Consider the following 23453-nt stretch of genomic DNA (forward strand, 5'->3'; position numbering starts at 1 on the left):
CTCCGTCACCCCTTATTCGATTTCCGCGTAGATGGCACGCCATTCATCCAATTGTTCCGTGTCATCCAGCAAGGAACGTTCTGAACGGATTTGTTCCAAGCTTCCGGATAATAGATGCTGACGCAATCCTTCCGCCTCCGATTCGATCCACCGTTCTGCCCATTGATCCAGCCTTTCCTTTTCATTCCCCAAGTAATCGGATGCATCGGCTTTGAGCAGTTCTTCCAGAGCCGCCCGCAATTTATCGCGATCTCCTTTTTCAAAGAAGGCTTTTTGATTTTTAAAGTATTTGTTTACCGCTTTATATTTCTCAGACGTTTCAAATGGAGCTGTGAAAGTAAGCATGTCCGCTTCACTCGACTCATAAGGAGACAAGCTGAGTGCAGCGTCTTTTTCCGTCAGCTTCCGTTTCTCAACCCGTTCCCGATCCATCAATTGCTTTTTCAAGAAGTTTAGCATTCTTAAGTTGGTTACCTTCAGCTCTTGCGTAATATCAAAGCCGAGCATTTGAACCGTTTCATCCAGAGCGAGCTTCAAAGCTCGATCGGTTGGATGTTTGGCGAAGGTCGATGGGCTGTACCCTTCTTTAAAGAAATCACCAAATCGCAAAAATACACGTTGCAATAAATAATAGATCAATTCATTTAATTCATTGCGGGATGCACGCTCGATCACTTCAGTAAAGCCATCCGCAAATTGAATCCGTACTTCCTGCTCCAGCTTATCCAATTCCTGCATCCGTTCCGCTTTTCGTGTACGGTTCGACTCGACGCGTTCAATCAGGCTGGCAACGCGCTGAACTGTTTTGGAAGTTTCTTCCTGCAACGCTTGGATGGCGATGCCTCGCAAATCATGCTGAAGGAAATGATGGAAATTGGACTCGAATTCAGCCATCTCTTCATCCGCCTGTCCAGCTAGTTTAGATTCTAGCGCACGCAAGCTTGAAATGCCATGCACCCTCGGATGACGGATGCCGAACGTCGTAAGCTGCTCGGCAACGTATGTTTTGACAGCCTCGGCTTCTTCCACATTCGCCGCCAAATCGATTGCGTTGACAACAAAGAACATTTTATCGAGCTCAAACGCATCTTTGACACGTCCAAGCTGAATAAGAAACTCTCGGTCCGCACGAGCGAACGCGTGATTGTAGTACGTAATGAACAGAATGGCGTCCGCATTTCGAATATATTCAAATGCCACATCGGTATGGCGGGCATTGATGGAATCCGCTCCAGGCGTGTCAACGAGCGTGATCCCCTCCCTCGTGAGCGGGCAATCATAATAAAAATCGATAGATTGGACGAAACAGCTGCGTTCCTCCTCCGCCACATAGCGGGTGAATTCCACTTCTTCTACAGTTATCGTTGTACCAAGTGAATTCCGAAACGTCTCATAACCTTTTGCAAATGCTTTGATGAATGTCTTATGGATATGCAGACTTTCCTCTTGCAATTCCTTCGCTAAGATGTCAGCCGTTTTTGCATACGCATCATCCAAATCCTTCACAGGCATATCTAACGCCTGGAAAGAAAATGAAATGTCTTCAAACATCTCCTGGACCGATTTCAAATGGACATCAGCCGTCCGGTTTTTCCTAGTTTCCGACACTGGGCGGATTCGATTGATGGCCGCAGTTGTCGGATTAGGCGACACCGGTAAAATGGAATCCCCCATCAGTGCATTTGAAAACGATGATTTCCCAGCACTGAACGCCCCGAATAATGCCACAGTGAATTCCTGTCCATCCAGGCGATCTGCTTTATGTCGCAAATAAGAAACTGTTTCAGAAAACCCGGGAATGGATTCCACAGCATTTGCGACTTCAAGGGCACGGCTGATCACTTGCGCGCCATCTGCTGTCACTTGTTCTTCAACAGGTACGTCTGTTGCCTGCTGTTCAGTGACTGCCAATGTTTCTACTTTTCCCTCTTCCGTAAAGTCGATTGTACGAAGCTCTTCCGGTTGATTCCATTGACTCAGCAGAGCTTCTGCCGCCTTCACCATCTCAGCCGAAGGGGAAGCAAGTTCCTCATTCAAGCTGTCTAACGCATTCTGCAATTTTTGTACGTGCTGGATGGCTGCCACTTTCTCATCTAAGATGCGAATTGAATGCATCATCGATTCGGCCTTTTCATTTCCTCTTGAGGAAGCAAGTGCTGCCATCTCGTTTTTCCAGCCCTCAGTCATCTTCCGGAAAGCCGAGTAGATCGCTGTTTTCAAATGTTCTGTCACATTGAGGACTGTTTCCCCAGTTACCACATCCGTTGCAATCAGCTGTGCATCAATCTCATCAATTGGAAGCTGGAAATCCATTGTATCGATTTCGATCGAACGCTCATCATTGAGCAACCCAGTCTCTTTCAGCGATTTTTTCATCAATGCTTTCAAATGGACCCCAATTTGCGGCTGCACAAGGGTATCCAGATTTTCAAAAAACGCTTGCTTCCGCCGCGCCTTCTCTTCTGCAGTCTTTTTTGCGCCGAATAAGAGCCCGACTTTAAAACGGGAGGATTTCGATTCCAAGTAGGATTTCAACAGTTCCCGCGTTTCAAATGGTGTGATGGCCGCACTTTCCAGCAGTTTCTTGCGTTCCTGTTCAAAATTGGCGGCAAACTCATCACCTGACAAGAGATGCAATTCCTTCTCTTGTTCCCGCACTTCCTTTTCAAGATCGTCCAGTCGGTTCCACTCGTCATCTAGGACGACATCACGAAACGTTTCCTTCCGCTCTTCCATTTCCTCTTTGAGAAACAGGAAATGCTCATCCATTAATTTGCGAAGTGCATGAGACGCATTCTCCGCCATGCGATCCTGGCGATTCTCAATGGATCCTTTTACAATCTCCTGTACCTTTGAAAAATCATTATCCGGTAAATCTTGAGCACGCAGGGATGTGTAGAAAATCCCTTTCGGCTTTACACCCCATAGGGCAAAGGAATCCTCAACAGACTTCTTGAAAGCCGCGAAAGGTAGCTCCGAATCGCGATGCTTATCAATTTGATTAATGATCAAGTACATATTTTCATTGTATTTCAACAGTTCTTTTGTAAAGGTGAAATTCAGTTCAGATTGCACATGGTTATAATCCATCGTATAGAAGACAAGGTCTGCAAGATGCAAAGCGGAATCGGTCGAAAGCTTATGGGCATCATCCGTTGAATCGACTCCCGGTGTATCCATGACGGTTATCCCTTCCGGCAGCTTAGAGCCGGTATACCCAATTTCAACCTGTGCGACAGACCTGCCGTCTTTGCTGAATGATTTGATTGCTTCTGCAAAGTGTTGTCCCTCGTATAAATATGCCGTCCCGTCGTTCTGATGGATAATGGCATGGTCAGTGTCCGCTTTGCTGACTTTTACGATATTCGCACTTGTCGGTATGGGGCCGGATGGCAATAAATCGCTGCCGACCAACGCATTGATCATCGAGGACTTGCCAGCCGAGAAGTGGCCGGCAAAGCCTATGGTGAATTCGCCCTTGTCCAACTTATGTGCTAAGAGCTTCGCTTTCTTATATCGCTCCTCATCTTCATCTCTTTTAAAAATTTCCCCGTATAACGCGGTTTGTTGTATGTATTTATTCATCTGTGACATTTCGTTTTCGATCCTTCCTTAAAGTCTCTCTCTATCATACCATTTTTCCGTCCAATGACGATTTTTCAGAAGACTTTGGCGAAACGTTAATACTGCAGTACCGTTTTCTAGTATAAATTAATTATCTGTAATATTTTAAAATACACTATAACATCTCAATTTGTTATGGTATTATTGCACTATACATACACCGTAGTGAGAGGTAGGAATTTATATGGATACAGCAAGTGATATACAGAAAATCCTAAATGGAACCATTTCATCTTTAACCACCGTTTTACCGATGAAATTCGATGTCCTGGCTCCAGCGATGACCGTTCAGCCCTATGAACAGAAAGAACTAAGCGTCTTAATTGGCTTAATCGGGGCAGTCAAAGGCAGGTTGATTATAGACACAACATCAGAAGTAATCGGTTCAATCGGCCAATCAATGTTCGGAATGATGATCGAGGGGGAAATGATCGAATCCTTCACGGGAGAACTCGGCAACATGATTGCCGGCAACTTGTGCACAGCATTAGAAAAAGAAGATTATATTATCGATATTTCCACACCGACTGTAATGCGTGGTGAAACGAAATTCTATGGGTTCAAACATGCCTTCAAGCTGCCCGTCCGATTTGAAGACGAAACTATGCTCAATGTAATTTTAACAGTAGATAGTGAATGAAAAATGCTGCCCTGCTATCGATAAATATTGATAGTCAGGACAGCATTATTTTTATCTAACAGCCAATTCAACTTGAACTGGCAAAACTTTACTGATTTCCTCCAGCAGCAGCTTTTCTTCTTTCTCCATAAAGACATGAACGGTACCATAGTCTTCTGAAGTTCGAATTAAACGGCCGGCACCTTGCCGCAAGCGCAGCAGCATGAAAGGCAGGTCGACCTCTTTGAAAGGATCTTCCGCATGCTGCCTTCTCGCATCAAACAACGGATCAGATGGAGGGAAAGGCAAATCATAAATAATGACACGTGTTAACGCATCGCCAGGTATATCAAGACCTTCCCAAAGATGATAAGAACAGAGGACACGGGCCCGTTTTTGCTGGAAGTCCTGGACCATAGCCGACAGTTCCCGATCTCCTTCAAACGCAATCGATTCCCTAAAGGATGCTGTAAGCTGATCCCTAAACTGCATCATGGATTGTTCAGACTTGAATAATATGAGGGTTTGCTCCTCATCATCGAGTAGCTTCATGGCTGTTTCCGCTTTGTCCTCGGCAGACAATTCCGTGGCCACAATTTTCATTGATTCCTCATAATCAAATGGAGATTCTACAGAGAATGATAGAAAATCCTCGATCCCTAAGCTATCCAATAAATACGTAAAGTCCTGGCCGACCGATAAGGTTGCCGAGGAGAAGACCATTGGCATCGGTGAGCTGAATAGATTCTCTCTCAAGATATCAGTAACAAGCCGCGGCATGATGACAAGCGTGGGTTCGCCATTTCGTTCTTCCATCCAATCTACCGCGTCGCTTTCTTCAAGGAAAATGCCCATTGAGTACATGTATTGCTCCAAATACTCTTCTACCATTTTAAGGTCATACTCTGGGATGATATACAATTCCCCTTCAAAAACGAATTCCTCCAGCAAGCTGTTGGAAATGGCAATCGCCTCTTTGCCGGATTGCAGCAAACGATTCGATTTGGTAATCTTCTTTCGCTCGCTTTCAGAAGATGCGTGCTGTTCCAAAAGGTGAAAGAACTCTTCATGGGTGGAAAAGAGCCTCTCCATTAACTGAAGCGTCTCCTCTCGGATGCCATCGACCATTATCCTCTCCAGCAAGGAAAGCAGCGTACTTTTTTGTACTTCGTATGTGAGTGCCCGCTGTGCAGAATATTCCAATAGATGGCCCTCATCAAACACAACCATAGAGAATTCAGGGAGCAATGGCAGCTGGCCTTGGCGCTTTCGGGACTCTTTCGTCCAAATATGCTCCATGAAAAAGTCATGCGAACAAATGATTAAATCTGTTGCTTCCCGGTAATGATTCCGATGGATGATCTGTCCGCAGCGATTCCGCATATCACACGCTTCGCATTGCTGGGTCGGATGGAAATTAATCGTGCTCCATTGCGCATCATCCAGTTCCGGGAATGAAGAACGTTCACCATACGGATGAACCGATTGCAAGGAGGCATTGCCTCTGACAAATGCAGGCAAGCTCTCATCCACTTCGTCCGGATAATCTTCGAGGGATGTATTCACAGTTTCATCCAATCGTTTCAAACATAAATATTGATCACGGGCTTTGGCGAGCCTTACGTCAATTTCCACCTGAAGGGCATCGCTGATTTTGCGTATATCCCCTTCTTCTTTGACGAGCTGGTCGATCAATGTTTCATCTGCACAGGAAATAAGTGCCGGCTTTCCTGTATATCGTGCGTAGGCAAGAGCCGGCAGCAAATAGGCGATTGTCTTTCCTGTTCCGACGCCCGCTTCAGCAAGAAGCACTTTTTTCGCTTTTAATGCCTGCTCGATTTGAAAAGCCATGAAAATTTGCTCGTCCCGGCATTCAAACCCTTTTTCCGTCAATTCATCATACAGGACGTCACCCATCCAGTCATTCAGTGATTCATAAAAAGATTTATCTTTTGTTAATGAAAACGGTATTTTCCGGTTCATTCGATTTCCCCTTTCCGTGTACAAGGAAAAGGAAGAGGCACGGCCCCTTCCAGACATGTTTCATTATTTGCGCTGACCCCAAAATTGATAGAAATCAGTACGGATGAATCCGTTAAACAGTTTCCGTTTTTTCGTCGCCTTTTTGCCATACATCTCCTCGAAGTTTTCAAGTGAAGATAGCATATAGACCGACCAGGACGGATACCGTTCCATTATATGACCGACAACGCGAGCCAATTCTTCCGCTTCCTCAATTTCGCCAAGACGTTCTCCATATGGAGGGTTCCCCACAAGAACACCATTCAGTCCTTCAACTTCCAAGTCTTTCACGTCACGGTGTTTCCATTCAATAATGTCCATAAATCCGGCTTCCATAGCATTTTGTTTTGCGATTTTCACCATTTTCGGATCGATGTCCGAACCAGTAATTGATAAAGGCTGGTCATACTTGGCCAAGTCTTCGGCTTCTTCCCGAATGCGGTCCCAAATGGCTGAATCAATCCATGGCCATAGCTCACTGCTGAATTCCCGGTTATATCCTGGAGCGATCTGCTGTCCAATCATCGCAGCTTCAATAGCAATCGTTCCAGAACCACAAAACGGATCAACAAACGGACGATCTGGATTCCAGCGTGTCAGTTTAACGAGCGCAGCGGCCATCGTTTCCTTCAGTGGAGCTTCCCCTTGACCTACACGATAGCCCCTTTTATGAAGACCGGTTCCACTCGAGTCGATAGTGATCGTCACCTTATCTTTTAAAATGGAAACTTCCAATTTGAAAAGCGGTCCGGATTCATCAAGAAAACCGATTCGCTTGTAAGCCGTTTTCAACCGTTCCACCACTGCTTTTTTCACAATAGCTTGACAGTCAGGCACACTATACAGCGTCGATTTTACTGATTTCCCGGCAACCGGAAACGCAGCATCCACCGGTAGGAACTGTTCCCACGCAATTGACTTCGTCTTCTCAAAAAGCTCGTCAAATGTAGTAGCTGTAAACTCTCCGGCAATGACACGGACGCGGTCCGCGACACGAAGCCACATATTGGTCTTGGCGATCGCTGTCGCGTCACCCGTAAAATAAACTTTTCCATTTTCAGTTTTCGTATCATATCCCAATGCCTTCACTTCATCCGCAACAATCGATTCAAGTCCCATTGCAGAAGTGGCGACAAGATTATATAGGCTCATTCATGTTCAGCTCCATTCCCGACGCAAGAGCGTCTTCGTCATTATTATACACGTTACGGCAAATATCTATTATAGCATGTCCGTGAATATGTATTGCCAACGATTTCATCCACCTGAATAAAAAACCTATTCTTTACAAATGAACGGTGGCGCATGATTGAAACAGTTCATGAAAAATGAAAATGCCCTCCAATACAGGAGGGCATTGAGTATACAACTAATCCCATAGAATATCCGATAAGCCATGTTTTGTTCCCGTGTACTCAAACGGCTCTCGCCTCGTACTTAGGGTGGTAATCATCTATCTACAGACCTGGTCTGTCCCTTCGTCCGTTCATTTCCTTCCGAAGAGCGCCCCTACCATAATTTGGGTTTCTCACTCGCGGGGTTTACCTCGTTCCACCCGGCATGTTTCCAAGCCGGCTACGTCACTGTGGCACTTTTCAGGGAATGTCATCCATATTCCCAAAGGGAACGTAGGATTTCTTCCCGCCGTCAGCGTAAAAACGCTGCCCCGGCTTATTTTTTCGCCGAGCACGAACACTACGGTCATCTCAGAACCGTGCGAGCATGGACTTTCCTCTACAACAGAAGTTGCAGCGATTACCTGAATTCTTCATATGGTATCGTTAGTATACTTCATTTTTCATTATTTTTCAATGTCATTGTCTGGCATTACTCATGATCGTATAATTTGCTGCCAAAAACATGCTTTTCCAAATTGGAAATCCGCTTGAGGATATCGAAATTTGTCGTACCTGTGTTTTGTGTGGCAGGCCGTTTTTGCTGCGATGCCAGTTCCTCTTTTAATCTTTCATTCTCCACACGCAATTCGGAAATCGTTTTCTTGAATGCTTCATAGTCTTGTATGACTTGATCCAGGAACAGATCGACCTCTTCCTGATTATAACCACGTATTCCTGTTTTGAATTCTTTTTCAAGAATCTTTTTGGAATCCAATTTTATTTCCATGCGACGACGCCCTTCCATTCATGATTACGTACGGACATTATAGCATAATTTGTACATCCATGTCCTAAGAAGAAGTAATGGTTGTCCGTATATTGTCGGTTACTGCGCTTGCCCGGGAAATATTTTCCCGAGCAATCTTATTTCCCTTTTCCCAAAGTCCTCTTTCATGCGTTCACGAAAGCGCCTGCTGAGCTCTGGATCCTTATTTAACAATAGCTGAGCCCGTTCTGTACTGGCCAGTGCTCTCTCAAAATCTCGCATTCGATGTTCAAATAATTTCGCCATTTCGCCGAGTGCAATAATTCGCTCCCGTCCCCGCAAATGTTCCGCAGCGACTTCAAATGCTTTCGCTGCATCTTCAAAATGGCCATCCCTTTTGAGTGCAAAGCCGAAGTGGTAGTGGGCTAGCGGATGGAGCAGTCCATGCTCTGCGACTACCCTCTCAAGAAAATCCCGGCTTCTGCCGAACGACTTCAAGTCTGCATACCATTTCCCAATATTTGTTGCGGAAATAGCGCTCTCGGAAAGTGTCTCTTGAAGCAACAGATCGGTCGAGCGGATATACAGCGTGACGAGCGAGAGAATATCCCATTCATTATGGGCAAGTATTTTCATTAACAACTCGGCATTGCCGCTTTTCACTGCATCCTGATAAATGATCGGCGCCATATGTCCCGGAATGTCCCCTTTCCGGTAAAAACCGAGCTGCGACTGCTCAATCGCTGTCAGCTTAAAGGAATCCAGCTCATCTTTCCAAATTCGTCTTGAGCCGTGTAAAAGATCGATGGCATCATGCTTAACAAGTGGTGGAAGATGCGAGCGGTTCATCGTCCATCTCGTCTCGACTTGAGGCATATCAAAGCTCTTCCCGTTATACATAACGAGTGAAAGCTTTCTGTCCCACAGACCGGAAGCGTAAAGGAAGGCCGCTTCATGATCCGGTCCGGGCAGCACGTACTGCGTTAAGCGGAACCCGTCCCCCGCCTCCTCCATGAAGCCGAGAAGGAAAATGAGCGTTCCGGCTCCTTTCAACCCGGTCGTTTCCGTATCAAAAAAGACTATCGGTTTCGAAGGGTCAGGACAAAGCGGATGATTTGCGGTTTCTGTACCCCATTGCGCCATCGTCTGCCTCAAATCAGACAGCTTGTAACTGCCATGCAAATGATGCGCTCCATATGTGACGACACGTTTATAGACGATTCCAAAGTCATTTTGTTCTTTTTCAAGTCCTGCTGACAGCCATTGATTTTCATATGCAGGGGCTGGAGGCACGATCCGCTTTGACTGAACGGGTGCTTCCTCCTTAACCACGCCATTCTTTTTCAACAGCTTCTTCATCTGCATCAACTTTTGTTCGTATGACATGGAATCTCCCCCCTAACTGCGCCCTCCATCTGAAGATCGGAATCATATGGAACTCTATATCGTATGAAAGATTGTAGAATTTTAATAGTACCACCTCAATGAAATGCCCAAATTGCATCGAACATTATTATTCATTATAGAGTAGAGGGATGAAGGAAACAAATCTATTGAAATGGCAGGTTGATTGTATGGATTCGAAACTGAACTCAGAGGAACAGATTGACTCGTATTAAGTCGGCACTTTCGTGAAGATCGTTATGGTGAGAGACTGTTTGGGCTTGATAAGCACTGACGGCTTGGTTAACCAAATGATGTATCTACTTCTTTATTAATGAGTGTGTTTTACTGTGAAGATCCAATTAATTTCGTAGTGTATGGTTCTGCTCAATAACTCCCTACCTTATTCAAACTATATTAGAAACTGCGTAAACCAGGCAATATACTTTGCACCCGGTATGAATAAGACTTGCGCTAAAAGTGTTCCTGCCAATCTTGAAGTCACCATCATGACGGAGACACTTTTCAAAGTAACATAATCCCCTTTTTTGTTGATGACATCATCCGCCAGGATAGAGATCTTTGGGTCAATAAACACGATAAGCAGAATGGTAGCAATCCCATTAATTAAACCCGACGCCATCACAGCAGTTGTTGCCCGTTCAGGTGCAAGCAATGCTGCATAGAGGGCGGACAATACACCAATTGTATAAATAGCAGTGATCAAGATATTAATGCAAAATAATTGAATAGGTATATCTCGCCAACTCATATCTTTTAAATACGCTAACCTAGGGAAATGAAAATGCTTTTTTGCACGTTTGATATACGAAAGTGTAAATCCCTTTTTGAACAATGCAGGAATTGAACCTCGTTCTTCAGCTAAATGAATAATGGCTCTCGAAAAAACAGCAATAAATGTCGGCAATAAAAATATACCAATGATCGTACCAACGGTGGCAGAACCAATTAGCAGCCGATATTGGCTTTCAACAAATGCCAGGGCATTTTCCTTTGGTGCATTGTCAATCAAGCTGCCTGTAAAGGGTTGCTGCATCATATTTGCCAACCTTGAAACCATAATCATCACATTGAATAAGGAAAGTGCAGATGCCAACAGCTTTACCCTTGCTCCCGATAAACGGACGGAATACGCTAAGGTTTCAATCGAATGAATGAGTAAGATAAATATTGCAATAACAAGTAACTGTGATGTTATAAATTCCAAGGACCTGACCTGCTTTCCTATTATTTCTTTAGATTTACCATTATTGTGTAGAACGATTTTGTTTGGAAATTGTTTCTAAAATCATCTAAAGTCAATTGTCCTTTTATATAAAAAAGGTTTTGAGAGAGAAACTCCTCTACATCATTCACAAAGAGCTTTTTATGATGTAGTACTGCTATTCCCCCTTACATTGCCTAGCGCTACCTACCATACTAATTCGAACGGGTTTAAATTTGCTAATTGAATACAAAAAAAGAGGAAATCATGTTCGTTTGGTGAACATAATTTCCTCCTATTAATCTCTCCTGAGATCTAATTATTTTTACTCAATAAATGAGCATCCAATATCCCTGATAACTTATCTTTTACTGCTTCCGAAGTAACAATACAATTGACTGAAGTAAACTTTGTTTTGATCTCCAGCTCATATCCACCATTCACTTCAGGTACATATCCATAATAACTGTGATCGTTGTCTATCGGCTCGAATTCATAGAATTGAATCCTCTCCCATGGAATAAACCTTCCCCCACATAACACCCCATTATCCATAATGGCAAACACATTCCAAGTCTGACTATAGTTAATTAGCATAGGAAATAATATGCTGAAATATGTCCATTCGGAAAAATACCCCAAAATTTTAGCAGTCAAAAGAAATAACAAAATCAGTATAACAATACCATTTAAATAAAATCCTCTTTTTTGATGAGAGATGCTAGGCAACGCGATGGGTGCCTTCGGCTGTCTTCGAATGGCCGTAACGTCTTCTTTTGTGACAGGAAAAGTGGCTGTTTGGTTCATCTTTATAATTTGCCGAAGATAAAGGTAAACATACGGAACGAAGAACACCAAAAATAGTACAGTGATTATCCATTGCCTCAACTAAAAATCCCCCATTCCCTTGTGAGGCTATTCAGTTGCTCAAGGCTGATGTATTTCCCTCTTCCCTTTCTCTTTACGGGCCAGCTCCTCGAGCAATCCGATGACACGCCTCTTCCCCGACTTCACACCCGATTCTTGTGCCCCAATACAAATCGGGCACCCTGCATCACATCGGCAAGACGAGACATGATTTGCCGCTAAATCCAGCAACTCATCCCATCGATCGTACAGCTTTTCACTCAGTCCGATGCCACCAGGATAACTATCGTAAATGAAAAACGTCGGTTTTCCTGTATGCGTCGCTTTCACTTGCGGGACGACATGAATGTCCGTTCGGTCGCATCTGACGAAAATCGGGATAAAAGAGTGGATCGCTTGGGCAGCGCCAGTCATCGCATCTGTCAAATCGGATTCTTTCCATCCTTCTGGCGCGTCGAATGAGAGCCAGGTCGATGAAGTATGAAGTTCCTCTGCCGGCAATGAGATAGGACCAGAACCGATGTTATCGTGGGTGTCAAAACGAATCTTCTTGAAAATAGTCGGTATCGCAAGTACGGCGATATCCCCGTAAGAAGTCACCAATTCATCAGCCGCTTCGATTTTATCCTCATTCATGACTTTCAATTCAACCGCCAAATTCGCATCCGTGAAATAATCAACATCTACTTCAGTCACATAAGCCTTTTTTTCCTCCCAATCCAGTTTCTCTACTTGATACTGGGTCCCCTGGTGAATATAAATGGCTTCTTCGTGAAGCAATGTCATGGCGCTATAGCGATCCATCTCACCAATCACTTTCGTCCCTTTTGGCACTGTCTTATCTATGATAACGACATTTTCCTGAGAAGCAGACCGGAGACTGATTTCACTTGCAGGAAAACGGTCGGTCATCCAATGCCACTTGTCAGACGTCCGGACAAGGATTCCTTCACTTTCCAAAAACTCGAGCAAGTCCTGCACTTCGAATTCCCCATACGTTTCCGTTAAAGAGAACGGAAGCTCAAATGAGGCGCATTTCAAGTGATCAATTAAAATCAACATATTGTCGGGATGGATGAGTGCCTCCTCCGGCGTCTGGCCGAGAAGATAGTCCGGGTGATCAATGATGTACTGATCGAGTGCTATGGATTGGGCAACATAAATGATCAATGCATCGTCCTGCCTTCTTCCCGCCCGTCCTGCTTGCTGGAAAGCGCTCGCGATATTTCCCGGATACCCGGTCATGATACAAGCCTGCAATTGACCGATATCGATACCGAGCTCCAGCGCATTCGTGCTGACGACGGTCCGGATGTCCCCGTTTCGCAGCCCTTTCTCAATTTTCCGTCTTTCGGACGGCAAGTAACCGCCCCGGTAGCCCATCACTGTTTCGTCATACAGCTTTTTCTTCGTCAATTCCTTCATATAGGTGACAAGCATTTCAACCCGCACCCTGCTTTTAGCGAATATGATCGTTTGGATCCCTTCTCTGTACAAAAAGGCACCCAAATCCCTTACCTCCAAAACAGCGCTTCTTCGAATCCCGAATGTCGGATGGATGACAGGCGGATTATAAAAAACAAAATGCTTCGTTCCGGAAGGGGCCCCATTGTTCGCGATCAGTTTCATTTCGGTATTAGTTAACGTTTCTGCCAATTCCTTCGGGTTGGCGATTGTCGCCGAAGTGCAAATGAAAACAGGGTCAGCTCCATAATAGTTGCAAATCCGTTTTAACCGGCGGAGTACATGCGCCACATGGCTCCCGAACACTCCTTTATATGTGTGCAATTCATCGATGATAATATACTTCAAGTTTTCAAAGAGAGAGACCCACTTCGTATGATGAGGCAGAATGCCTGAATGCAGCATGTCCGGATTGGTCAAAACGATATGGCCTGACTTGCGTACCTTGGTCCGTAGACCGGGCGCTGTGTCTCCGTCAAAGGTGTAACTTAAAATCGATTCGCCGCTCGCTTCAATTAAGGAATGCAGTTCTGCTAACTGGTCTTGTGCCAACGCTTTTGTTGGGAAAAGATAAAGCGCCCTTGATGCTTCATCTTCCAAAATGCTTTGGAGCACCGGCAAATGATAGCATAATGATTTGCCGGAAGCGGTCGGCGTGACGGCAGTGATCGAGCGCCCGCCAGCAGCAAGGTCGAACGCCTCCCTCTGGTGGCTGTACAATTTACGAATGCCTCTTGTGTCGAGTGCCTTCACTATAGAAGGATGCAGATTCGCCGGAAATTCTGCATACGTGGCATCTCTCCCTTCAATCTTCCGGTAATGAATGATGTTCTCACCGAATGAAGGATCTTTCCGCAAATCTTCTATTACAGCTGCAATTGTCTTGTTCTCCGTCTTCATGATGGGTCTTCCTCTCGCACTTCTAGTGCATTCATTACGGTCTGTAATGTGTAACGAGCCGATTGAATGGATTGGACGAAACGCTTTTTCCCTGTCTTCTGATAAAACGATTGGACAATAAATTGCCTCATCATATCATCAAGCGCAAGGATTTGCTGCAGATGAATATACTTCGGTCGATCTCGCCGTATCCACGTTAGAATCTCATCCTTCCATATATCAAGCAAGTCGAACTGTTCGTCCGCATAAGGTTTGACTTCATTAAAAAAATCCGGCTCCAGGTCCTGCCTTCTCATTTCGGCATGCCGCTCCAAACATTCTTCACAGACGACGAGGAGTTGTGCAGTCATTGATTTGATACTTGTCATTTGCTTTCATCCTATCTGAGCCTTTTCTTCCAGTCTATCAAAAACATGTTCGATTCACCACTCCTAACGAACACATATTCTTTTTACCACGACAGTTAGAACTTAACAGCAACTTTTCAAGAACAAAACCGTCCAATCATTGTGGTATGATAGGTAATGCGAGGTGGTAGGTTTGACAATACGCTATCCGAATGGAAGGAAATATACACCTTCCAGCCAATCAAATGGACCACGGAAAGTGAATCATTCTTTCGGGAACCGCGGTAAAACGCTGGAGGATGAATTGAATGAGACCAATGAATATTATGTAAGCCACGGCATTGCTGTCATCCATAAAAAACCGGTGCCCATCCAAGTTGTCAACGTGAACTATCCTGCGAGAAGCGCAGCAGTTATTACGGAAGCCTATTTCCGTACTCCATCCACTACCGATTACAATGGTGTTTGGAACGGGAAACATATTGATTTTGAAGCAAAGGAAACAAAGAGTTTGACTTCCTTTCCACTGCAAAATATTCATGAACATCAAGTTGAGCATATGAAAAGAGTCCATGAACAGGGCGGAATTGCCTTTTTCCTCATTCATTTCAGTTCACTTGATCGATATTTTGTCGTTCCCTATGAGTATTTCGTAGAAAAATGGGAAAGGAAGATAGCAGGCGGAAGAAAATCTATAACGCTTGGAGAAATGGAAGAAATATCCATAGAAATTCAAGCAGGATTTAATCCGAGACTTGATTATCTACAAGCTGTCCGTCTCTGGTTAGATCGACTTCAAAAGGAAGCAACTGAAAGGCAGGAAATAGAATGAGTGAGAATGTGAATTCGAGATCTGCTCGAAGACAGCAGCAAACTGCTGAAAAAAGAAAAGGCAGAAAAAAAGGTCCCTCTAAAGGACCAAAACATATTATTAAAAAGATTTTTCTGGCAGTAATAGCAGTGGGGCTTGCCTTGTTTCTTGGTGGTGTCGGGCTGTTCGCGTACTATGCAAGCACTGCCCCGGAACTCGATGAGTCCCTGTTAAAGGATCCATTGACGTCTGAACTGCTCGATATGGACGGAAACGTCTTTCTGAAGTTTGGAGCGGAAAAGCGTGAATTTGTTCCTTACGACGAAATTCCGGCTGAACTGCGGGATGCGATTCTCGCAACCGAAGACGTTCGTTTCTTTAAACATCACGGAATGGACTTTTACCGGCTAGGCGGAGCGGTTCTGGCTAACTTCAGAGGCGGGTTTGGATCCCAAGGGGCCTCCACATTAACCCAGCAAGTCATTAAAAACTCTTTCCTTTCAGATGAAAAGACATTAAAACGGAAAGCACAAGAAGCATGGCTTGCATTTAAATTGGAACGTGAATATTCCAAGGAAGAAATCTTTGAAATGTATTTCAATAAAATCCTAATGTCCGGCCGAATTTATGGTATCGGTACAGCAGCCGAATATTTCTACGGCAAAGAGCTTAATGAACTAGAGCTCTCGGATATGGCCTTGCTAGCCGGCATGCCGCAATCTCCGAATGGGTACAACCCGCTCAAAAATCCAGAGCGTGCGGAAAAACGGCGCAATACGGTGCTTCATCTTATGTATAAACATAAGAAGATTACAAAAGAAGAAATGGAAGCGGCAAAAGCGGTTCCTGTCACGGCTAACCTTCTACCGGATGAACAGCGCCAGGATTATGCCGAATCGAAGTATCCGGCATATGTCGATTTAGTCTTGGATGAATTGGAAGCAGCCGGCATGATGAGCTTGCTCTCAGAAGGCGTCAAAATCCAGACTGCTCTCGATCCAAAAGCACAAGAAACGGTAGAAAATGCTATCAATAATAACAGCATTTATGAGTCGGAAGAGATGCAAGCCGCCATGACAGTATTGGATACGAAAACAGGTGCAATAGTAGCTGTGGGCGGTGGTCGTAATTATTCTGGGCGAAATATGAACTTTGCTACTTCAGATAATCCTCGACAACCCGGATCGGTAATCAAACCGATTTTATCCTATGGCCCGGCTATCGAAAACTTCAGCTGGTCTACAGGTTCAATCGTTGTCGACGAACCGTACACATACAAAGGAACAAACAAACAGATTCGAAATGTTGACGGAAAATATGCAGGTCCAATTACCATCCGAGAAGCGCTCTATCGCTCTCGTAACATACCGGCCGTTAAAATCTTTGAAGAAGTCGGGACACAAAAGAGTGGGGACTTTGCCCGCAAACTGGGTCTCCCTTACGAAAAATTGAATTCTGCCCATTCAATCGGCGGCGGAGAATATGATTTTTCAACAGTTCAAATCGCGGGTGCTTATTCAGCGTTCGGCAATGGCGGTATTTATACAAAACCGCATGCCGTGAAGAAAATCATTATGCGTGATGGCAAAACAGAACGTAACATGACTCCGGATCCAGTGAATGCAATGAAAGATTCGACCGCTTACATGGTGACGGATATGTTGCGGGATGTTCTTACCCTAGGAACAGGTAAAACTGCAAATGTCAGCGGGCTTGATATCGCGGGTAAATCCGGGACAACTAACTATTCGTCTGATACGAAAAATAAATATAACCTGAAAAACACAGATGTTCCCGATTCTTGGTTTGCTGGTTACACGACAAACTATACAATCGCCGTTTGGGGCGGTTATAAAAATTACAATACACCGATTAAAACGTACGATAAAGGACGATATGTCCCACAAAATCTTTTCCGTACAGTCATGGGTGAATTGTCATCCGGCAAGGAGACTGCTCGTTTTAAACAACCGAATTCAGTCGAAGAAGCAACCATTGTCAAGGGCTCCAATCCGATTATGCTCGCAGCCGCTTCTACGCCAAGCAGCATGACGAGCCGGGAACTGTTCGTAAAAGGCACGAAACCGACTGAGGTCGTAGAAGAACAAGTGACTGAACTCGAAGCACCAAACGGGTTGACGGCTGATTATGATGCGAATTCCAATTCCATCGCCCTTAGCTGGTCTCACAATCCGCCAGACCCAGAATTGCTTGATGTGCCTGTTCAATTTAAAGTTTCTGTCTCCGTGGACGGAAGCAAAGCGGAAGAATTAACAACGACATCTGACCACTCTGTTACTCTAACTGGTGTAGAAGCTGGAAGGACATATGAGTTTTCAGTAGTAGCAATCGCGGGTGAACTAGTAAGTGATCCAGCTTCCACTTCCCTCTTTATTCAAGAGGAAGTAGAAGAAAATACCGAGGATCCCGATAATAACTACGATGAAAATGAAGATGACTTCGACAACCAAGAAAACGGTGAAGGAGATAACAATGGTAGCGGCAACAACTGGAACAATGGAAATAATGGGAATAACAACAACAACGGAAACTCAGGAAATAACGGTGGCACTAATGGCAATAACGGTGGCAGCGGAAATTCCGGTTCCAACAGCGGCGGTAATGTAAACCCTGGAGGCAACCCAGGCGGCAGCGATCCGAATACGGGAGGAACTGACGAAACTGAAGGAAATCCAGGTACCGAGGATGGATCGGATAGTGGCGAATGATTTGTTAACTGGTTCTCACTAGTCAGATCATCTGCTAGTTAATCAACTAAGCCAATTGACTTCAGGTGGAGAAAACATTTCGTTTTTCTCCACCTGATTTTTTTGTATTTCTGTTTGTTTAAACTGATGGAGTACTGCTCATGTATATCTACAATCTTGTAAAATCAATAGTAACTCTAATCGATTATGTCTGTGTCCGTCGTTGGCTCGGTTTTTTACAACCGCTCGTTTATCACGGCGTACCGCTCGTATAATTTTTCAACCTCTCGTATCCGCTGGCGTACCGCTCGTTTATCCTGCCAACCGCTCGTATCTTCCTGTAACCTCTCGTATCTTCCGGCGTACCGCTCGTATTTGCTTATTAACCGCTCGTTTATTATTCAACTCTCCTATCGACTTACGAGCGCCTTCCTCCTTCCCTGCCAGCAATTAAAAAACTGTACAGCCGATCTAAAATATATAGTTGCCAAGACTTGCCCTTCTTTAAATTGCATTTCAAATACTTTTTCCATCCAACCGAGTTACAAAATAAAAAAAAGACCATACAGCAAACATGGGATTTTGCCATGTTTGCTGATGGCCTTCTTATTTTTTACTTGATTCACTTCTTATGCTCCGTGCATGTAGACTGGCAGCTTTTTTGGCAGCTTCATTAAAAAGCGCCTGTAATTGCTGGAATGCTTGAGGACTGCGCAGTTTTAATTTGACGAAATCAATCCGCTCTTTGCCGTTCATCGGTTCAATGGCACTTCTTTCATCCTCTGAATCATGATAAGCGGCGAGCATTTCATCATATAATTGAATGGCTTGTCTCATCCATTGTTCGACGGATGGATTCTTCTCCGCTCGCCCTTGTTGGATGGCTTCGTGCCACGACGACCATTGTGTCATCGCGTTTGCTACCTTACTTTTTGCAGCCTCAGCTTGTTCATTCATTTTCTTTCATCCGTTTCTTTCCTTCCCTGCACATCGAAAGAAGTGGACATTCGGGACAATTCGGCTTTTGAGCCTTGCAATGATAGCGCCCGAAGAAGATGAGTTGGTGATGGACATCACACCATCTTTCTCTCGGCGTCCAGCGCATGAGCTTTTCCTCCACTTGAAGAGGCGTGTCTTTCCAGCGATTCATGGCGAGCCTTTTTGCTACACGCTCCACATGCGTATCGACGGCTAACGCTGGAATGCCGAATGCATTGGAAACAACAACATTGGCGGTCTTTCTTCCCACACCTGGAAAGGTCGTTAGCAAGTCGCGATCTCCCGGTACAATACCGCCGTATTCATCTACCAGCATCTTAGACAGCGCCTGAATATTTTTCGCTTTATTTCGAAAGAGACCGATGGACCGGATATCATTTTGTAGTTCTTCCAGCGACACCGCCAAATAGTCTTCTGGCTTTTTATATTTCTGAAAAAGATCCGCTGTTACCCTATTGACGAGCACGTCCGTGCATTGAGCGGATAGAAGCGTTGCAATGACCAGCTCAAAAGGGTTTTTATGAACTAGCTCACAATGGGCATCCGGGAACATTTTGGCGATTTCGTCCAGGCATACGTCCCATTGTTTTTTTGTTAACATGTCAGCATCACCCTATTCCCGTTCTTCCAACCAATTATAAAAGTGAATTTTACCCGAAGTGGCCTCGCGCTTTGGCATCGGCCGCCCGATCGACGCACGGAACGGCTTCACATTGCGCTCGATATCCTCCAGTGATTTCACATTCTTTTTCTTCCATTCGAACAAAATACGGTCGATGTAGCGCAAACTCAATTTCTGCGCAAGCACCGCTTCTTTTAGTGCCGCTCGAATAACTTCCACCCGGTGGCCATCTTGATCAAGCCACATGGAAATTGTTTCACATTCCATCGGCGAGAGGAGCCTGCCGAATTCCTGTTCAAACAGTGTAAAGATTTCTCCTTCTTCATTGCAATTGTTTTGCTCTTCTGCCTGTCCCTGTTCCAAAGCGATTTGTTCCATGATGCGGCTCCATAGTGGAAGCAGGGAGAACTTCTCATGAAGGACCCCTTTTTCATCCTCACTTTGCTCAATCGCTAAGAAACCACGGCGCATGAGATGCTGAAGAATATCCGTCACTTCTTTTTCAGTTAACTGCATCCGCTCTGCAAATGCTGGCGGGATTGGAAACATGACACCTGCCGATTGAAATGAAAGCATATGGAGGATCAGCATTGCATCCACATCTTTTATGCCGAGTGATTTATAGCGCTGAAAAAAAAGCTGGGAAATGGTTACATTTCCCTGCTCAATCCAAGTACGGAGCCGTTCTTCCTGTTGCATTGTCAGAACACCTCTCTTTATTATGGGTAAAGACGATTCAATAGACGTGGGAACGGAATAGTTTCTCTAACGTGCTCTGCACCAGAAATCCATGCGACCGTCCGCTCTAATCCAAGTCCAAAGCCGGAATGCGGAACCGCTCCATATTTGCTAATATCCAAATACCATTCGTAGGCAGCTTCATCTAGATTATGCTCTTTGATCCGTTGCTTCATCAATTCATAGTCATGAATCCGCTCAGATCCACCAATGATTTCGCCATAGCCTTCTGGCGCGATCAAATCGGCACATAGGACAACGTCATCACGGTCTGGATGCGGCTGCATATAGAATGGTTTAATGCCAATCGGGTAATGCATGATGAACACCGGCTTGTCATAGTGTTCCGCGATTGCTGTTTCATGCGGCGCACCGAAATCATCGCCCCACTGGATGTCGTCAAATCCTTTTTCGTGAAGGAATTTAATAGCATCATCGTATGTAATGCGTGGGAACGGAGCTTGCACCTTTTCAAGTTTGGAAATATCGCGGCCAAGGCGCTCCAATTCAAGCGGGCAGTTTTGAAGGACAGATTGGACAATATGCGTAACAAATTGTTCTTGAACCTCAAGGCTTTCTGCATGCTCAACAAACGCCATTTCCGGCTCAATCATCCAAAACTCGATCAAGTGGCGGCGAGTCTTTGATTTCTCGGCACGGAACGTCGGACCGAATGAGAATACTTTTCCTAACGCCATGGCAGCAGCTTCCATATATAGCTGGCCGGACTGGGATAGATACGCATCTTCATCGAAATATTTAGTATGGAATAATTCAGATGTACCTTCTGGTGATGAACCCGTCAAAATTGGTGGATCGATCTTGACAAAACCATTCATATTGAAAAACTCATATGTGGCACGGATAATTTCATCACGGATTTTCATGATGGCATGTTGTTTTCTGGAACGAAGCCAAACATGGCGGTGATCCATTAGGAACTCAGTACCATGTTCCTTTGGTGTAATCGGATAATCCACTGCTTCATGAATCACTTCAATTTCCTTTACTTGCAGTTCATAACCGAATGAAGAACGTTCATCCGTTGTTATTTCTCCGATAATATATAGGGAGCTTTCTTGCGTCAAAGACTTCGCTTTTGCGAACATGTCTTCTCCCACTTCTTCCTTCACTACAACACCTTGGACAAACCCGGAGCCGTCACGCAGCTGCAAGAATGCAATTTTACCACTGGAACGTTTGTTGGCAAGCCATGCTCCCATTTTTACTGTTTCGCCTACATGATCAGGCATCTCGTGTATCATAATTGTTTTCATAAGGACCTCCAAATACTATTGCATTTTAGTTTGCTTTATTATTTCCAGTTCTTTTCAACAAATTCACGCATCCGTTTAATTGCTTCCTCAAGTAAATCGATCGATGTCGCATATGAAAGGCGGATTGTATCCGGAGAACCAAAACCGGAACCTGGAATAACTGCGACTTTTGCTTCTGTTAATAAAGCGGAAGCAAACTCATCGACATTTGAAAAGCCTGTTTTCTCAACCGCTTCCGATACTTCAGGCAGCAAGTAAAATGCCCCTTGAGGCTTTACAACTTTAAAACCTGGAATAGCGGCAAGTTGCGGATATACCTTTTCCAAACGTGATTGGAAATCTTGTCTCATTTCCTCTACAGCATCTTGCGGCCCATTATACGCTTCGATAGTAGCATATTGGGATGTGGTCGTCGGATTTGATGTAGAGTGGCTTGCCAAGTTCGTCATCGCTGAAACGACTTCTTTATCACCGGCAATATAACCAATTCTCCACCCTGTCATGGAGTGAGATTTGGAAACACCATTAATAATAAAAGTCCGCTGTTTTGCATCTTCTGATAGCTGGGCAATCGATGTATGCTTCGCATCTCCGTAAATCAGCTTCTCATAAATTTCATCCGAAATGATCCAAATATCCTTCTCTTTGCAGACTTCAGCTATTTGTTTCAGTTCCTCATCCGAATAGATCATACCGGTAGGATTTCCCGGCGAATTCACGATAACCGCCTTTGTTTTTTCCGTGATGGCTGCACGAATTTGTTCAGCCGTCACTTTAAAGTGCGCATCCGCTCCCGCTTCTACGAAGACAGGTTCTCCGCCAGCCAGTTTGACCTGCTCCGGGTAGCTGACCCAGTATGGTACAGGGATGATGACTTCGTCTCCAGGATTAATGATGACCTGAAATAGTGTATAGAGGACATGCTTGGCACCGACGCCTACCATGATCTCATTGCGGGCGTATGCAAGCCCTTGATCTCGCTTCAGCTTTTCAATGATGGCATCCTTAAGAGCGGGAAGGCCTCCGGAAGGCGTATACTTCGTCTTTCCATCTTTCATCGACTCATACGCCGCTTCTAGGATGTTTGCCGGTGTATTATAATCCGGTTCGCCCGCTCCAAGGCCAATCACGTCAATGCCGGCATCCTTCATTTCCTTTGCCTTCGCTGTAATGGCCAATGTTGTTGAAGGGGTTAATGTACTAACTCTCGATGCCAATTCCTTTGTCAATTTCATCCGCTCCCTTATGCCTTAAAGATTCAAGATACGTTTCCACCACTGTCCATTTTCAAAAAACACATAGACATAATTCAACTTGCCGTTTTCACTGCGGAATGCCACTTCCCAGATCGGGTGGTCTTCCTCCAAGCCTAACGTTACGTGGAGAATTTTCTCCACTTTCAATTCTTTTTTAACTGCCTCAATAGCTTTATCGGGTGAGATGCCATCTGCAAGTGCGACTTCGCCAACCACTTCCCCCTTATCGGTGCTGATGAAGACGGCCTTTTCTTTGCCAGCCTCATCTTTACCATACACGGTAACGAGAGAAGTTGTTCCATTATACGCTTCGGACCGCTCAGCAGTGGCCAATTTCCCTGAGGATACAGCGACCTCAGAGCTTTTCTCGCCGACTGTAGCATACGGTTTGTTCGCATTATAGAAGACAAGGATAAAGATGGCGATTCCGAGTGCAAGCAAAAAAGCGGTTATAAATTTTATCCAATTCAGCAAAAACTTCCACATCC

Annotated in this window: 18 protein-coding genes and 1 other RNA gene; 3 read left to right on the forward strand and 16 right to left on the reverse strand. The window is 44.7% G+C overall.

The features are described from left to right. Positions 1–12 precede the first annotated feature (12 nt). A complete protein-coding gene (locus NCCP2222_RS06900) occupies positions 13–3594 on the reverse strand; it encodes a dynamin family protein (RefSeq protein ID WP_248510928.1) in 3582 nt (1193 codons plus the stop codon). Between the two features lie 214 nt (positions 3595–3808). Here NCCP2222_RS06900 and NCCP2222_RS06905 point away from each other — a divergent pair, with 214 nt between their 5' ends. Further along, the gene (locus tag NCCP2222_RS06905; RefSeq protein WP_248510931.1) at positions 3809–4264 is read left to right on the forward strand and encodes a chemotaxis protein CheX; all 456 of its coding nucleotides are present in this window, start codon (positions 3809–3811) and stop codon (positions 4262–4264) included. Between the two features lie 51 nt (positions 4265–4315). On the opposite strand, the gene NCCP2222_RS06910 is transcribed toward NCCP2222_RS06905, so the two are convergent. The 9 genes from NCCP2222_RS06910 to NCCP2222_RS06950 form a co-directional block, all read right to left on the reverse strand. After that, positions 4316–6226 (reverse strand): ATP-dependent DNA helicase, encoded by a 1911-nt coding sequence (locus tag NCCP2222_RS06910; RefSeq protein WP_248510940.1) that lies wholly within the window; start codon positions 6224–6226, stop codon positions 4316–4318. Between the two features lie 63 nt (positions 6227–6289). After that, entirely contained in the window at positions 6290–7417 is a 1128-nt protein-coding gene (locus tag NCCP2222_RS06915) for a THUMP domain-containing class I SAM-dependent RNA methyltransferase (RefSeq protein ID WP_248510942.1), read from the reverse strand. A 233-nt stretch (positions 7418–7650) separates the two neighbouring features. Then, an RNA gene (gene rnpB / locus NCCP2222_RS06920) (RNase P RNA component class B) lies at positions 7651–8032 on the reverse strand. 60 nt (positions 8033–8092) lie between these two features. Continuing rightward, the gene (gene gpsB, locus NCCP2222_RS06925; protein WP_248510944.1) at positions 8093–8389 is read right to left on the reverse strand and encodes a cell division regulator GpsB; all 297 of its coding nucleotides are present in this window, start codon (positions 8387–8389) and stop codon (positions 8093–8095) included. A gap of 99 nt (positions 8390–8488) precedes the next feature. Next, complete coding sequence (locus NCCP2222_RS06930; protein WP_248510946.1) at positions 8489–9754, reverse strand: ribonuclease H-like domain-containing protein; 1266 nt, start codon at positions 9752–9754, stop codon at positions 8489–8491. Positions 9755–10163: 409 nt separating this feature from the next. Beyond that, positions 10164–10979: a lipid II flippase Amj family protein gene (locus NCCP2222_RS06935; protein WP_248510948.1), complete on the reverse strand. Its 816-nt coding sequence runs from the start codon at positions 10977–10979 to the stop codon at positions 10164–10166. Between the two features lie 312 nt (positions 10980–11291). Further along, positions 11292–11864, reverse strand: a complete 573-nt coding sequence (locus NCCP2222_RS06940; RefSeq protein ID WP_248510950.1) for a hypothetical protein — start codon at positions 11862–11864, stop codon at positions 11292–11294. 39 nt (positions 11865–11903) lie between these two features. Beyond that, a complete protein-coding gene (locus tag NCCP2222_RS06945; protein ID WP_248510952.1) occupies positions 11904–14207 on the reverse strand; it encodes a DEAD/DEAH box helicase in 2304 nt (767 codons plus the stop codon). After that, complete coding sequence (locus NCCP2222_RS06950) at positions 14204–14575, reverse strand: YppE family protein (protein ID WP_248510954.1); 372 nt, start codon at positions 14573–14575, stop codon at positions 14204–14206. The genes NCCP2222_RS06945 and NCCP2222_RS06950 overlap by 4 nt, the downstream gene beginning before the upstream one ends. A 172-nt stretch (positions 14576–14747) precedes the next feature. Here NCCP2222_RS06950 and recU point away from each other — a divergent pair, with 172 nt between their 5' ends. After that, positions 14748–15386: a Holliday junction resolvase RecU gene (recU, locus tag NCCP2222_RS06955; protein WP_248510956.1), complete on the forward strand. Its 639-nt coding sequence runs from the start codon at positions 14748–14750 to the stop codon at positions 15384–15386. After that, entirely contained in the window at positions 15383–18094 is a 2712-nt protein-coding gene (locus NCCP2222_RS06960) for a penicillin-binding protein 1A (protein WP_248510958.1), read from the forward strand. Before recU ends, NCCP2222_RS06960 begins: the two co-directional genes overlap by 4 nt. A 585-nt stretch (positions 18095–18679) precedes the next feature. Here NCCP2222_RS06960 and NCCP2222_RS06965 read toward each other — a convergent pair. Genes NCCP2222_RS06965 through NCCP2222_RS06990 form a run of 6 tightly spaced genes read right to left on the reverse strand, consistent with a single transcriptional unit; the run spans position 18680 to position 23439 of the window. Further along, on the reverse strand, positions 18680–19030 hold the full coding sequence (locus NCCP2222_RS06965) for a YpoC family protein (protein ID WP_248510961.1): 351 nt from the start codon (positions 19028–19030) through the stop codon (positions 18680–18682). Beyond that, positions 19023–19673, reverse strand: a complete 651-nt coding sequence (gene nth / locus NCCP2222_RS06970) for an endonuclease III (protein ID WP_248510962.1) — start codon at positions 19671–19673, stop codon at positions 19023–19025. Before nth ends, NCCP2222_RS06965 begins: the two co-directional genes overlap by 8 nt. 12 nt (positions 19674–19685) lie before the next feature. After that, the gene (locus tag NCCP2222_RS06975; protein WP_248510964.1) at positions 19686–20393 is read right to left on the reverse strand and encodes a DnaD domain-containing protein; all 708 of its coding nucleotides are present in this window, start codon (positions 20391–20393) and stop codon (positions 19686–19688) included. A 20-nt stretch (positions 20394–20413) separates the two neighbouring features. Beyond that, entirely contained in the window at positions 20414–21709 is a 1296-nt protein-coding gene (asnS, locus tag NCCP2222_RS06980) for an asparagine--tRNA ligase (protein WP_248510971.1), read from the reverse strand. A 38-nt stretch (positions 21710–21747) separates the two neighbouring features. Continuing rightward, a complete protein-coding gene (locus tag NCCP2222_RS06985; protein WP_248510974.1) occupies positions 21748–22944 on the reverse strand; it encodes a pyridoxal phosphate-dependent aminotransferase in 1197 nt (398 codons plus the stop codon). 15 nt (positions 22945–22959) lie between these two features. Further along, entirely contained in the window at positions 22960–23439 is a 480-nt protein-coding gene (locus tag NCCP2222_RS06990; RefSeq protein WP_248510976.1) for a cell wall elongation regulator TseB-like domain-containing protein, read from the reverse strand. Between the last annotated feature and the right edge of the window lie 14 nt (positions 23440–23453).

The sequence above is a fragment of the Sporosarcina sp. NCCP-2222 genome (assembly GCF_023168145.1).
GTDB lineage: Bacteria > Bacillota > Bacilli > Bacillales_A > Planococcaceae > Sporosarcina.

Excerpts from the sequence above, each read along its gene's own strand:
- gpsB (WP_248510944.1), bottom strand. The coding sequence starts at position 8,389 with ATGGAAATAAAATTGGATTCCAAAAAGATTCTTGAAAAAGAATTCAAA.
- asnS (WP_248510971.1), bottom strand. The coding sequence starts at position 21,709 with ATGAAAACAATTATGATACACGAGATGCCTGATCATGTAGGCGAAACA.
- NCCP2222_RS06975 (WP_248510964.1), bottom strand. The coding sequence starts at position 20,393 with ATGCAACAGGAAGAACGGCTCCGTACTTGGATTGAGCAGGGAAATGTA.
- NCCP2222_RS06905 (WP_248510931.1), top strand. The coding sequence starts at position 3,809 with ATGGATACAGCAAGTGATATACAGAAAATCCTAAATGGAACCATTTCA.
- NCCP2222_RS06950 (WP_248510954.1), bottom strand. The coding sequence starts at position 14,575 with ATGACAAGTATCAAATCAATGACTGCACAACTCCTCGTCGTCTGTGAA.
- NCCP2222_RS06930 (WP_248510946.1), bottom strand. The coding sequence starts at position 9,754 with ATGTCATACGAACAAAAGTTGATGCAGATGAAGAAGCTGTTGAAAAAG.
- NCCP2222_RS06960 (WP_248510958.1), top strand. The coding sequence starts at position 15,383 with ATGAGTGAGAATGTGAATTCGAGATCTGCTCGAAGACAGCAGCAAACT.
- NCCP2222_RS06965 (WP_248510961.1), bottom strand. The coding sequence starts at position 19,030 with ATGAATGAACAAGCTGAGGCTGCAAAAAGTAAGGTAGCAAACGCGATG.
- nth (WP_248510962.1), bottom strand. The coding sequence starts at position 19,673 with ATGTTAACAAAAAAACAATGGGACGTATGCCTGGACGAAATCGCCAAA.
- NCCP2222_RS06945 (WP_248510952.1), bottom strand. The coding sequence starts at position 14,207 with ATGAAGACGGAGAACAAGACAATTGCAGCTGTAATAGAAGATTTGCGG.
- NCCP2222_RS06985 (WP_248510974.1), bottom strand. The coding sequence starts at position 22,944 with ATGAAATTGACAAAGGAATTGGCATCGAGAGTTAGTACATTAACCCCT.
- NCCP2222_RS06900 (WP_248510928.1), bottom strand. The coding sequence starts at position 3,594 with ATGTCACAGATGAATAAATACATACAACAAACCGCGTTATACGGGGAA.
- NCCP2222_RS06915 (WP_248510942.1), bottom strand. The coding sequence starts at position 7,417 with ATGAGCCTATATAATCTTGTCGCCACTTCTGCAATGGGACTTGAATCG.
- NCCP2222_RS06910 (WP_248510940.1), bottom strand. The coding sequence starts at position 6,226 with ATGAACCGGAAAATACCGTTTTCATTAACAAAAGATAAATCTTTTTAT.